This window comes from Celeribacter baekdonensis, from assembly GCF_003047105.1.
Taxonomy (GTDB): Bacteria; Pseudomonadota; Alphaproteobacteria; order Rhodobacterales; family Rhodobacteraceae; genus Celeribacter; species Celeribacter baekdonensis_B.
On the sequence record NZ_CP028475.1, the window covers coordinates 2,009,972 to 2,022,737 of the forward strand.

The 12,766-nt window shown below is 58.5% G+C and carries 9 protein-coding genes and 1 pseudogene; 6 read left to right on the plus strand and 4 right to left on the minus strand.

Annotated elements, in window-relative coordinates:
- The first annotated feature begins 89 nt into the window (after positions 1-89).
- A pseudogene (locus tag DA792_RS13445) lies at positions 90-1,042 on the plus strand (1-phosphofructokinase family hexose kinase).
- On the opposite strand, the gene DA792_RS13450 reads toward DA792_RS13445, so the two are convergent.
- Both DA792_RS13450 and DA792_RS13455 read right to left on the minus strand, forming a co-directional pair.
- Positions 1,039-2,286 carry an Hsp70 family protein gene (locus DA792_RS13450; protein ID WP_107720383.1) on the minus strand — a complete coding sequence of 416 codons (1,248 nt, stop codon included), beginning with the start codon at positions 2,284-2,286 and terminating at the stop codon, positions 1,039-1,041. The pseudogene DA792_RS13445 and the gene DA792_RS13450 sit on opposite strands and share 4 nt — an antisense overlap.
- A 160-nt stretch (positions 2,287-2,446) precedes the next feature.
- Positions 2,447-4,105 (minus strand): NAD+ synthase, encoded by a 1,659-nt coding sequence (locus tag DA792_RS13455; protein ID WP_107720384.1) that lies wholly within the window; start codon positions 4,103-4,105, stop codon positions 2,447-2,449.
- Between the two features lie 296 nt (positions 4,106-4,401).
- Here DA792_RS13455 and DA792_RS13460 point away from each other — a divergent pair, with 296 nt between their 5' ends.
- Positions 4,402-5,850, plus strand: coding sequence for a 2-isopropylmalate synthase (locus tag DA792_RS13460; RefSeq protein WP_199908191.1), 1,449 nt, complete (start codon positions 4,402-4,404; stop codon positions 5,848-5,850).
- Between the two features lies 1 nt (position 5,851).
- Here DA792_RS13460 and DA792_RS13465 read toward each other — a convergent pair whose 3' ends face one another.
- Positions 5,852-6,514, minus strand: coding sequence for an SDR family NAD(P)-dependent oxidoreductase (locus tag DA792_RS13465; RefSeq protein ID WP_107720385.1), 663 nt, complete (start codon positions 6,512-6,514; stop codon positions 5,852-5,854).
- An 83-nt stretch (positions 6,515-6,597) separates the two neighbouring features.
- On the minus strand, positions 6,598-7,869 hold the full coding sequence (locus tag DA792_RS13470; protein ID WP_107720386.1) for an NAD(P)/FAD-dependent oxidoreductase: 1,272 nt from the start codon (positions 7,867-7,869) through the stop codon (positions 6,598-6,600).
- Between the two features lie 561 nt (positions 7,870-8,430).
- Here DA792_RS13470 and DA792_RS13475 point away from each other — a divergent pair.
- From DA792_RS13475 to mreC, 4 genes are all read left to right on the plus strand, one after another.
- Entirely contained in the window at positions 8,431-10,008 is a 1,578-nt protein-coding gene (locus DA792_RS13475; RefSeq protein WP_107722704.1) for a 2-isopropylmalate synthase, read from the plus strand.
- Between the two features lie 24 nt (positions 10,009-10,032).
- Entirely contained in the window at positions 10,033-10,458 is a 426-nt protein-coding gene (locus DA792_RS13480; RefSeq protein ID WP_107720387.1) for a hypothetical protein, read from the plus strand.
- A gap of 277 nt (positions 10,459-10,735) precedes the next feature.
- Entirely contained in the window at positions 10,736-11,773 is a 1,038-nt protein-coding gene (locus DA792_RS13485) for a rod shape-determining protein (RefSeq protein ID WP_009573877.1), read from the plus strand.
- Between the two features lie 62 nt (positions 11,774-11,835).
- Complete coding sequence (gene mreC, locus DA792_RS13490) at positions 11,836-12,744, plus strand: rod shape-determining protein MreC (RefSeq protein WP_107720388.1); 909 nt, start codon at positions 11,836-11,838, stop codon at positions 12,742-12,744.
- Positions 12,745-12,766: the final 22 nt, after the last annotated feature.

Consider the following 12,766-nt stretch of genomic DNA (forward strand, 5'->3'; position numbering starts at 1 on the left):
AATCGCTGTTCGTGACCTGCATCAAAGATGTTAACGCTACCACATGTAGAGTGGCGTAAAATGTGACTCGCTTGGTATTGGAGACGCAAATGGCACAGATCCTGACGATCACACTCAACCCAACTGTGGACCTGTCCTCCAGTGCGGCCTCTGTAACCCCCGGCCCGAAATTGCGCTGCACCCCCCCGAGGCGGACCCCGGCGGCGGCGGCATCAATGTGTCACGCGCGATCCGGTTTTTGGGCGGAGAAAGCACGGCCTTCACAGCCGTAGGTGGCGAAACAGGGGCGCTTTTGTTGCGACTTTTGGCCGAGGAAGGCGTCCGGTTTACCGCGTTTTCGGTCTCCGGCGGCGCGACTCGGCAATCTATGGCGATCACCGACCAAGCCTCCGGCGAACAGTACCGCTTTGTCATGCCCGGGCCCTCATGGAACCACGACATGGTGGACGAATCGCTCAATGCCATCGCCGCCGCGGCCACCGTGGGCGGGATCGTGGTGCTCTCCGGCTCGCAGCCCCCCGGTGTACCGGTTGATTACACCGCGCGCCTCTCCCGTCGCCTCTCGGCCCATGGAATTCAGCTTTTTGTCGATACTTCGGGCGCGCCTTTGCACGAATTGGTGCAACACCCGGCCAATCCCTATGTGTTGCGGATGGATGATGTTGAGGCCGAAGACCTCGCAGGCCGTGCGTTGCCGACCCGCACAGACACCGCAGATTTTGCGCAGACCTTGGTCGAACGCGGCGTGGCCGAGAATGTCATCGTGGCGCGGGGATCGGACGGATCAACCTTGGTCAATGCATCGGGGCGCTGGCACGCCTCGCGCGCGATTGATCCGGCGGATGTTGTCTCTGCCGTGGGTGCGGGCGACAGTTTTGTTGGCGCGTTTTCCATGGCATTGACGCGAGGCGATACGTTCCAACAGGCGCTGTGTTTTGGCACCTCTGCCGCCTCGGCAGCGGTGCTGACGGCGGGCACACAGCTCTGTTCGGCCCAAGATGTGATGCGGCTCTTGCCCGGCTGTGTCTTGGTCGAGGTTTAAGCGCTTTGGCGCACCTCTGCGGATGAGGCCAAGGCCAGCCCGTCGATGACGGCGGTAAAGGCCTCGCCGCGCAAGGCGCGCGCCTGTGGCAGGACCTCTTCGGTCGCGCGCGCCACCACATCCATCAGGCTCGATCCGCCAACGTAAACCACCGCCCCGATCGCCTCGGGCGCCAACCCTGCCAGCGCCAGCGTGTCACGGACCGCCTCCGATAACTCGGCCCGGTTGCCCGCCAAACAGGTCGCCAAATCGGCAGGCGTGAGCGGCGCAGACAGACCTTTTTCTACCAATGACAGATTCACGGCCGCGTCCGCCCCGCCATTGGCACCGATCTTGGCCGCTTCAACGGCAAAGGCGATGTCATGGCCCAGTTCTGCCTCAAGCACCTCGATCAGACGCGCCAATTTTTCCGGTTCAACCGCATGACGAGCCAGATCACGCGCCAAAGACAGGGTGTCGCGGGTGTAGAGAAACGGGATTTTTTGCCAAGTCGCCAGATCGTTAAAGAGGCTTGCAGGCACTGGCAAACGCCCCTCCGCCAAGGCGCGGCGGACTTCGGTCCCGGCACCGAGCAAGGGCATGGCATGGCGCAGGCTGAGCGCGCGGTCAAAATGCGTGCCGCCCAATCGAATCCCATGGGAGGCAAGGACCTCGGCGTGGCCATTTTCTTTGCGAAACAGCGTGAAGTCGGACGTACCGCCGCCGATATCGACCACCAAGCCGATCTCCCCGGCCGCCAAATCGCGGGCGGACAACGCCGCCGCTTCGGGTTCGGGCAAAAAGCGAATGTCGGAAAATCCGGCCATGGTATAAGCCTCGCGCAAATCGCGTTCGGCTTGGGCATCCATCGCGGCGTCGCGGGAATGAAAATGCACCGGGCGGCCCGACACAACACCTGTGACCGGGTTGCGAAGCTGATCTTCGGTGCGCAAACGCAAGTCACGCAGGAACAGCGCAATCACATCCAAAAGGCTTTGCCGTTTACCGCCAATGGGCCGGGTTTCGCGCAGCAAAGGCGTGCCCAGAACGGATTTGAGCGCCCGCATATAGCGCCCCTCGTCGCCGTCAATCAGGGCGCGATTGGCGGCAGAACCAAGACGCATCCCACCACGCGGATCAAAGAACACCGCCGTCGGAAGCGTCTTTTCACCGGGTTCAAGTTCGACCAGCCACGGCTGCCCGTTCACCGCCACGCCGACGGCGGAGTTGGACGTGCCGAAATCGAGACCAACGGTGAGATCCATGACGCGCTCCTTCATCAGAAAGTCGCGGTCATAGGCGTTGAGGCGGTGGGCGTAAAGCCTTAATCCTCTCTAAAGCGGCGGGGCGATCACACTGCGCGCACTATTGATATGTGGCACGACGTTTTCACTCAAACCAGTCTCCGATTTTCGGCGATACCGTTTAGCTTGGATCACGCCAGCCATTGGCAATCGGGTAGCGGCGATCAAGCCAAAATGCCTTGAGCGTCAGGCGCGGACCGGGGGCGGATTGAAAGCGTTTATACTCGGAAATATAGAGCAGGTGTTCGACCCGTTTCACCGTGGCGCGATCAAAGCCCTTTGCCACCAGATCGGCCACCGATTCCTCATGATCCACCAGACCTTCGAGGATCGCGTCCAAGACCTCATAGGGCGGCAGGCTGTCGTCATCGCGCTGATCGGGACGCAGCTCGGCTGAGGGCGGTTTATCAATAGTCGCCACCGGAATGACCTCGCCTTCAGGGCCTTTCATCCAAGGCCGGTGAGTGGCATTGCGCCAACGGCATTGCTCAAACACACGGGTTTTGTAGAGATCTTTGATCGGGTTATAGCCGCCGTTCATGTCGCCATAGATCGTGCAATAGCCCACCGCGACTTCGGATTTATTGCCTGTCGTCAACAACATAGAGCCGAATTTGTTGGACATCGCCATCAGCAACAGCCCCCGCAGACGCGATTGAATGTTCTCTTCGGTGGTGTCAAACGGCAGATCGCCAAAGATCGGCGCAAGCGTATCGGTGATCGCGTCCCGCCCCGCCTTGATCGGCACAAAATCATAGCGACAGCCCAAACGGGTGGCGATGTCTTTGGCATCATCCAGCGAGCCTTGCGAGGTGTATTCGGACGGCAGCATCACGCAATGGACGTTTTCGGCCCCAATGGCATCCGTGGCGATGGTGGCCACAATCGCGCTATCAATCCCGCCAGACAGCCCCAATACCACCTTGTTAAACCCGGTCTTGCCAAGATAGTCGCGCAAGCCCTCGACCATGACCCGGTAATCTTGTTCCCACGCGTCAGGATGATGGACAATCTCGCCCTCTTCGGCGGTCCATTGCCCCTCTGTGAGGGTGAAATCGACATGGCGGATGCATTCATCAAACACTGGCAGGATATGGGCCGGGCGACCGTGGCGATTGAGCACGAAAGAGCCGCCATCAAACACCTGATCATCCTGCCCGCCGACCATGTTGAGATAGACCAGAGGCACATCATTTTCGGTGACGCGGGACACCATATGGGTCAGGCGCACATCGAATTTGTTGCGAAAATAGGGCGACCCGTTGGGCACCAACAGGATTTGCGCCCCGCTTTCCACCTGCGCCTCGGCAACGTCTTCGTGCCAGGCGTCTTCGCAAATCGGCGAACCAATCCGCAAAAGGTTGATCGCGTAAGGCCCCTCAATCGGACCTTCGGCGAACAAGCGCTTTTCGTCAAACACGTTGAAATTCGGCAGGTGATGTTTGCGCAAAACCTGTTTGACACGCCCCTCCGCCAAAATCCAATAGCCGTTATACAGCGCATCCCCATAGGCATAAGGCGCGCCCAGGCCAATGGCCGGGCCATCCAGCGTCAGCGCGGCGAGTTCTTCCATCATCGCCATAGCGGTGTTCACAAGGATTGGCTTCATCACCAAATCCTGTGGCTGATAGCCGATCAGGAACAGTTCGGGAAAGGCGATCATATCCGCCTTGGCGGCTTTCGCCACGCCGTAGGCTGTGCGCACTTTCTCGGCATTGGCGGCGATCGCGCCCACGGTCGGGTTGAGTTGCGCCATGCTCAGGCGGAATGTCTCGGTCATACTCACGGGTCCTGTCTCTGCGTGCCGTTGGGCCATGCCTTTGGGCCGGACCCGTTGGCCTTGCCTTTGGGTTTAGCAGAAAGACCGGCAAGGGAAAGCCGATTGGGGCAAAAACATTTGAAGAGGCCTGCGCTTATCCTTAGGCTGCGCGTGACCGCGCGGCGTGAGTTGGGATAAATCAACTTGGCGCGCAGGGCTGTGCGGCGATCGGCCCATGGACCACCACCCATATGACGGACCAGCATGACTGGGATGAGGACAACACAGTGACACGCAAGCGTTTCGCGCCCCCCCTGATGGGCCTGACGAGTCTGATGGCTTTGGCGGCATGGATGCCGATGACAGCTCTGGCTCAGGACAATGGCAAAGTGGTCACCCACCAATTTGAAGAGGGCGGCATCTACGAAGGCACCTTTACCGATGGCCAACAAGACGGCGTTGGCACCTACCGTCTGCCCAATGGCTATGAATACACCGGCGAATGGGTGAAGGGCGAAATCAAAGGCCAAGGCCTCGCGCGGTTCACCGATGGATCGGTCTATGAGGGGGCGTTCGAGAAAGGCAAACCACATGGGTTTGGCAAAATCACCTATGCCGATGGCGGCACTTATGAAGGCGATTGGGTCAATGGTGAGGCCACAGGGTCCGGCGTCGCGGTCTATGCCAATGGCGTGAAATACGAGGGCGGCTTTTTGGCCGCCAAGCTGCATGGTCAGGGCCGGATGGAAAGCCCCTCCGGCTATGTCTATGAGGGCGGTTGGGTCAATGGCGCCAAAGAGGGCCGGGGCAAAATCACCTATCCCGAAGGCGCAACCTATGAGGGCGAAATGTCGCGCGACACCCGCCATGGCAAAGGTGTTTTGACCACTCAGGACGGGCTGATCCTCGATTGTGACTGGGTCGACAATCAATGCAACGGCACGGGCACGATCACCCAGCCAAATGGCGATATTTATGTGGGCGATCTGGTCGGCGGCAAACGTCAGGGCAAAGGCCGCGTGACCTATGCCAATGGCGATGTCTACGAGGGCGACTTTGATGATGACAAACGCCACGGCCAAGGTGTGTTCACCGGCTCGGACGGCTATCTATACACCGGCCAATGGATCGACGGGCGCATTGAAGGCAAGGGTCAGGTGACCTACCCGGATGGCTCCGTTTACGTGGGCGATTTCTTGGATGACCTGTCGCATGGCATCGGCAAGATCACCTATCCCAATGGCACCACCTATGAGGGTCAGTGGCAATATGGCGTGATCGACGGCGAAGGTGTGGTGCGCTATGCCAATGGGCTTGTCTATGAAGGGGCGTTCAAGAACTTGAAAAACCACGGCAAAGGCAAAATGACCTATGTCGATGGCTTTGTGTATGAGGGCGATTGGGTCGAAGGCCAACGCCAGGGCAAAGGCCGCGCCACCTATGCCGATGGTACGGTCTATGAGGGCGATTACGTTGCCGGCAAACGCGAAGGCATGGGCACGACCACCTTGCCCTCAGGGTTCACCTATACTGGCGAATGGGTAGGGGGCGAAATTCAGGGGCGTGGTGTGGCAACCTATGCCAATGGCGATGTCTATGAAGGGCTGTTTGTGGCTGGAAAATCCAACGGGCGCGGCACGATCACCTATGCCGATGGCCGCAAATCCTCGGGCGATTGGGTCGATGGCGTTTTGGTGTCTGAGGACACGCCCGCCACGACGCCTGACACCGCGGACACCCCGGCTGAAACACCTGCCTCCGAGTAACTCACCAAGGCACTTCGTCGCCCTTCCAGTCATAAAACCGACCCGTTTGAGCCGCGCTCAGGCGGGACATCAGGTCAAGGCACTGCGCCGCCGCACCCTCGGGCGATAGCTTGTCGCGGGCGTAGTCTTTGGTGAACTCAGAGGCCACCGTGCCAGGGTGATAGGCGATCAAACAGGCCTGTTTGTGACTGCGGGCCATTTCGATCGCCGCGGTGCGGATCACTTGGTTCGCCGCCGCTTTCGCCGCACGGTAGCTGTACCAACCACCCAGATGATTGTCAGAAATCGACCCGACCCGTGCGGTCAAGACGGCCACTGTCGAGGGCGCGTCCTTTGGCAAAAGCCGCGGCAGTTCGCGCAGCACCAATGCCGGACCGATGGCATTGGTGGCGAATTGATCCGCCATGGCCTCGGCACTGAGCACTTTCAGAGATTTCTCCGGCGGCAGCCCTGCCCCATCGAGTTTTCCTGTTGCTAGGATGATCAGATCAAACGGGCCTTTGAAAGCCCCAAGATGATGCGCGACCGAGGCCGGATCGGTGACATCAAACCCGTCGCGGCTGCGCGAGAGGGCGGTGACAGGGGTGTCCTGTGCGGTGAGCAGGGCGGCCAACGCGCCGCCAATCCCGCCAGAAGCCCCAAGGATGAGTGCATGTTTAAACATGCGTTAAAGATGGCGCGGTTTGGTCAAAAGAAAACCCCTTCCGACGCAGGTCGAAAGGGGCAGGTCAAAACAGGGCGCAGGTCTCAGTTCTTGAGCTTATTCACTTTCAGCATTTTCATCACCATCCGCTCATAGAACGGCTCGGAAACGCCCTTGCGGACTTTGCGCATGAAGTACCATTCAAAGCCCAGCTTGGCCCAATGCACCCACTTGCCAGATGCCGCCCAGTTGACGTTTCGCGGTGGGTTTTGCGGCATGGCCAAAAACGCCGCCCCGCCATCGCCAAAATCGGCCAGACACAGCGCATTCCATGTCGCGAGTTTCTGCGGCTCTTTGCCCGCCATCACCAGAGGGATATTATGCGCGGTGGCGGTGACCATGGATTCGATCATGAAGCCGGTTTTTGGCACGCCTGTTGGCACAACGGTTGGCTCTTTCGGTGCGATCGCGATGCACACGCCGATGCCGAAAATGTTCGGGAAGGTCGGGTTGCGTTGGAAATCGTCGACAATGACAAAGCCGCGCGGATTGACCAATCCCTCGACCCCCATCAGCGCCGGGATGCCGCGGAAAGCCGGCAAAAGCATCGAATAGCTAAACGGCAATTCATGCTCTTTCTTCGGTTTGCCGTCCTCGTCATGCTCTGTCACGAACACTTTGCCCTCCTCAAACCGGTTCACCTTGGCGTTGGTGATCCAGCGGATCGAACGTTCGCGCATGATGGATTCGAGCATCCCCTTAGTGTCGCCCACCCCGCCAAGGCCAAGGTGGCCGATATAGGGTTCAGGCGTGACAAAGGTCATCGGCACCTGATCACGCACTTTGCGGCGGCGCAGGTCGGTGTCTATCGTCATGGCATATTCATAGGCCGGGCCAAAACAGGACGCGCCCTGAACGGCACCCACGACAATCGGACCGGGATTGGCACAAAACGCATCCCAACCGTCGCCCGACACTTCGGCATGTTCGACGTGACAGACGGAATGGGTGAAGCCTTCGGGGCCGAAGCCTTCGATCTCGTCAAAGGCCAGATCGGGGCCCGTGGCCAAGACAAGATAGTCGTAAGTGACCTCTTTGCCGCTGTCCAAAATGATCTTATTTTCCTGCGGGATCAGCTTTTTAGCCCCATCGCAGATAAAATCAATCCCGCGTTTTTTCATCACCGGCTCAAGCTCGATGATCAGGTCTTTCTTTTTGCGCCAGCCCACACCCGCCCAGGGGTTTGACGGCGTAAATTGGAAATAGCTTTTGTTGGAAATCACCGTGATCTTATCGTCTTTTCCCACGGTTTCTTTCAATTCATAGGCCTGAATGGTCCCCCCAAGGCCTGCTCCGAGCACAACAATATGCGCCATAATCGTCTCCCCTTTATGTTCTCCCGCAGCGCTTTGATCCGGGCGCGGGTCCGGCCTTTGCTCCAGTGTACACCGGATTGACAAGATCCGACTTGATCTGAGTCTTTGCTTTATCGGGTGTTGTATGCACTGGTATTCAAAAAATTGAATACATCAAAAAGCCAAATCCGCCAAGAGGGGTCGTGCATGATCCTCGCCTGTTGCGGGCACCTTTGCCAAAATACCGATTTTTGGGGTTTTCAACGCCGCAGCGGCGCGTATAGTCAGCCCCATGACGAACCAGGCACATATCCTTTCAGCGATCGCTGCCCAGCCCCTGCGCCTTTGCGCGGGTTTTCGTCGCGGCCTCCTTCTTCTTAGCTGCCTCTGAGCGTGCCTTCGGCGCGAGGCTCAGAGGTGACCAAATGCGCCGGATCACGCAGCTAAAGCCTTTTGCCATTCATTTGAGACACGGATTATGTGTAAAAGGCCTGCAACATTGCAATGTTGAACGGCGTTTTCCAAAAATCTGTGAGCCAGGTTTTCGCAAAACGCGTTGAGGACTATGAGAAAGATTTCAAAATGACCCAGACTTCCAAACAGGATCACGTCCTGATTTTCGACACGACCCTGCGCGACGGCGAACAAAGCCCCGGAGCCACAATGAGCCACAATGAGAAGGTCGAGATTGCTGGCCTGCTTGATGAAATGGGCGTCGACATCATCGAAGCCGGGTTCCCGATTGCCTCTGAGGGCGACTTTGAAGCGGTGCGCGACATTGCGCTGAACGCGAAAAATTCGGTGATCTGTGGTTTGGCCCGCGCCAGCACGAATGACATTGATCGTTGCTGGGACGCGGTGAAACACGCGCCGCGTGGCCGCATTCACACCTTTATCGGCACCTCGCCGTTGCACCGCGACATCACTGGGCTGTCGATGGACGAGATGGCCAATAAAATCCACGACACAGTGACCCATGCCCGCAATCTGACCAACGATGTGCAATGGTCACCGATGGATGCGATCCGCACCGAGCATGATTATCTCTGCCGCGTCGTGGAAATCGCGATCAAGGCGGGGGCAACCACGATCAACATCCCCGACACTGTCGGCTACACCATTCCGCGCGAAAGCTCGGACATCATTCGCATGTTGCTTGAACGTGTGCCGGGCGCGGATGAAATCATCTTTGCCACCCATTGCCACAACGATCTGGGTATGGCGACCGCCAACGCCTTGGCCGCTGTTGAAGCGGGGGCGCGCCAGATCGAATGCACGATCAACGGTCTGGGCGAACGGGCCGGCAACACCGCACTTGAAGAGGTCGTCATGGCACTCAAGGTGCGCAACGATGTGATGCCCTATCAAACCCGCATCGACACCACCAAGATCATGAACATCTCGCGCCGCGTGTCGCAGGTGTCGGGTTTCCCGGTGCAATACAACAAGGCCATCGTCGGCAAAAACGCCTTTGCCCATGAGAGCGGCATCCACCAGGACGGGATGCTGAAAAACAAAGAAACCTTTGAGATCATGCGTCCACAGGACGTCGGTCTGGCGGGCACGTCGCTGCCTTTGGGCAAACATTCGGGCCGCGCGGCACTGCGCGCGAAACTCGACGAGATGGGGTTTGCGCTGGCGGACAACCAACTCAAAGACGTGTTTGTGCGGTTCAAAGATCTCGCCGATCGCAAGAAAGAAGTGTTTGACGACGACCTGATCGCGCTCTTGCGTGACTCTGGTGCGGCCGAACAAAACGAACGGATCAAGGTGAAATTCCTGCGCGTGATCTGTGGCACGCAAGCCCCGCAATCCGCCGATCTGATTTTGGAGATCGACGGCGTCGAGCATCAAAAAACCTGCGAAGGCGACGGGCCGGTCGATGCCACGTTCAAGGCGATCAAAGAGCTGTTTCCAACCACCGCGCGGCTGCAACTCTATCAAGTGCACGCCGTGACCGAGGGCACGGACGCGCAGGCGACCGTGTCTGTACGCTTGGAAGAGGCCGGTAAAATCGTCACCGGCCAATCGGCGGATACGGATACGGTGGTGGCCTCGGCCAAAGCCTATGTCAACGCGCTCAATCGCCTGTTGGTGCGCCGCGAAAAATCCGCACCCGATGCGGACGTCAAAACGGTGAAATACACCGACGCCGGATGACGCCTTTGCGCATCAGTTGAGATTTTGGGGTGCGCTTCGGCGCGCCCCTTTTTCGTCGCCACCAAGCGTTCGCGCACATGGTCTCTGATCACCTGCGCACGCGCGGCCATCGACTCCGTTGGCGGCGATCTGGCCGAAGACCTCACCGCCTTGCTCGGATGGGAGGGGCTTTTGGTCACCTTCGGCACCGCAACAGGCGCACCACTCAAACTGTCCTCTGGGACGCTGATCACCAAACACATCACGATCAAGGGATTTTGGGGCGCAAAAGTCACCGAAATGATGGACCCAGAAAAGCGCCGCAGCCTCATTGTTGAACTGGTGTCATTGGCCGTGCAGGGCAAATTGACCCTCGACACAGAGGCGGTTTTCCCGCTCAGCGAAATCCAAAATGCGCTCAAAGCCGCTTTGGTTCCCGGTCGCAAAGGCAAAGTGTTGCTGCGCCCGTAACGAAGATTGCTGTGCACGCCCAAAAATATCGCACGCCACCAACATGCACATATCGGGCACAGATACCCCGAATGATGCTTCAAAAGTAAATGGACGCAAACAAACCCAACATTTCGGCCTGCCACGTGTGAGACGTGGCGCCCCCCCTATGTCGGCTGTGGCGAGACTTTGCCACCGCCTGACAACCACGCCCTTTTACAAAGCCTATGACGGTTCTATAAGTCCTCCGACATGGGGATTCTCCCCTTTAGAACGACGACGGGGCATCAGGGACACTATGGCGGGATTTGGCGGAATTTTCTCCTCAGATATGGCAATCGATTTGGGGACAGCGAACACGCTGGTCTATGTGAAGGGCAAGGGGATCATTTTGAATGAACCCTCCGTGGTCGCCTATCACGTCAAAGATGGTCGCAAACAGGTTTTGGCCGTGGGCGAAGACGCCAAGCACATGCTCGGGAAAACCCCCGGCTCCATCGAAGCCATTCGTCCGATGCGGGACGGGGTGATCGCCGATTTTGACACCGCCGAAGAAATGATCAAACATTTCATCCGCAAAGTTCACAAACGCACCACCTTTTCCAAGCCGAAAATCATTGTCTGTGTGCCGCATGGCGCAACCCCGGTTGAAAAACGCGCGATCCGTCAATCCGTTTTATCCGCAGGTGCCCGCCGCGCCGGTCTGATTGCCGAACCGATTGCTGCCGCCATTGGCGCAGGCATGCCGATCACCGATCCGACCGGCAACATGGTTGTCGACATCGGCGGCGGCACCACCGAGGTGGCCGTGTTGTCCCTTGGTGACATCGTTTATGCACGCTCTGTGCGCGTCGGCGGCGACCGGATGGATGACGCCATCATCGCCTATCTGCGCCGTCAACAGAACCTTTTGATCGGCGAAGGCACCGCCGAGCGGATCAAAACATCCATCGGCACCGCGCGGATGCCTGACGATGGACGTGGTTCGGTTTTGGTCATCCGCGGGCGTGATTTGCTCAACGGTGTGCCGAAAGAGATCGAAATCAACCAAGCAATGGTGGCCGAAGCTTTGGCCGAGCCGGTGCAACAGATTTGCGAGGCCGTGATGGCCGCGCTTGAGACCACCCCACCCGATCTTGCCGCCGACATTGTCGACCGTGGCGTGATGCTGACAGGTGGCGGGGCGTTGCTCGGAGATTTGGATCTGGCGCTGCGCGAGCAGACCGGTTTGGCGATCTCGGTCGCGGACGAACCACTAAATTGTGTAGCGCTGGGGACTGGCAAAGCGCTGGAATTTGAGAAACAACTCCGGCACGTTATTGATTACGACAGCTAAGCCCTGCGAGCGCGCAGAGCCTTTTTACGGCTGAGCCGTGACGAAGACGTCGGGAGCGAACCGTGGCCAAAGACAGAGGCAATTCAGAGGACTATGTCCGCCCGATCCGGCGTTTGCTGGTCGGGATTCTTTTGCTGTGCCTTGTTGGGCTGTTCATCCTATGGCGGATCGACAGCCCACGCGTCGAACGTCTGCGCGCTCAACTCATTGATAAATTTGTGCCTTCTTTCGAATGGGCTTTGGTTCCCGTGACCAAAACCGTTGGCATGGTTGAGAATTTCCAAAGCTACCAACGCATCTATGACCAGAACCAAGAACTGCGGCGGGAGCTGCGTCAAATGCAGGCTTGGAAAGAAGCCGCGCTACAGTTGGAACAGAAAAACGCCAAGCTTTTGGACCTGAACAATGTTCGGATCGACCCGAAATACACCTATGTCACCGGCGTGGTGACGGCAGATTCGGGCTCGCCCTTTCGCCAATCCGTGCTGTTGAACGTCGGGTCTCGTGATGGCATTCGCGATGGCTGGGCGACGATGGACGGGATCGGGCTGGTGGGGCGGATTTCGGGCGTTGGCACCAACACCTCGCGCGTGATCCTGCTGACCGACAGCAACTCGCGCCTGCCCGCTACGATCCAACCTTCGGGCCAACGCGCCATTCTATCGGGCGACAACACCAGCCGCCCGCCTTTGGACTTTATCGAGAGCCCCGAACTCGTGCGCCCTGGCGACCGTGTGGTGTCTTCGGGCGATGGCGGCGTGTTCCCAACCGATTTGCTGATCGGTCAGGTCGCGATGGGCCCCGATCGGCGCTTGCGGGTGATTTTGGCGGCAGATTACGAGCGCCTGGATTACCTGCGGGTGCTACGCACCCATGAAAGCGAACAGATCAGCGATCCGGGCGGGTTGATCCTACCAGATACGCCGTTGACGGCCTTGCCACTGGACGCGGAGGCCAATCCCGATGGTTGATCCGCGCACCACACGACGTTGG

What these genes read in the sequence shown, in the direction of transcription:
- DA792_RS13450 (WP_107720383.1), bottom strand. Translation starts at nt 2,286, where the DNA reads ATGGATCTCACCGTTGGTCTCGATTTCGGCACGTCCAACTCCGCCGTC.
- DA792_RS13455 (WP_107720384.1), bottom strand. Translation starts at nt 4,105, where the DNA reads ATGACCGAGACATTCCGCCTGAGCATGGCGCAACTCAACCCGACCGTG.
- DA792_RS13460 (WP_199908191.1), top strand. Translation starts at nt 4,402, where the DNA reads ATGGGCCTGACGAGTCTGATGGCTTTGGCGGCATGGATGCCGATGACA.
- DA792_RS13465 (WP_107720385.1), bottom strand. Translation starts at nt 6,514, where the DNA reads ATGTTTAAACATGCACTCATCCTTGGGGCTTCTGGCGGGATTGGCGGC.
- DA792_RS13470 (WP_107720386.1), bottom strand. Translation starts at nt 7,869, where the DNA reads ATGGCGCATATTGTTGTGCTCGGAGCAGGCCTTGGGGGGACCATTCAG.
- DA792_RS13475 (WP_107722704.1), top strand. Translation starts at nt 8,431, where the DNA reads ATGACCCAGACTTCCAAACAGGATCACGTCCTGATTTTCGACACGACC.
- DA792_RS13485 (WP_009573877.1), top strand. Translation starts at nt 10,736, where the DNA reads ATGGCGGGATTTGGCGGAATTTTCTCCTCAGATATGGCAATCGATTTG.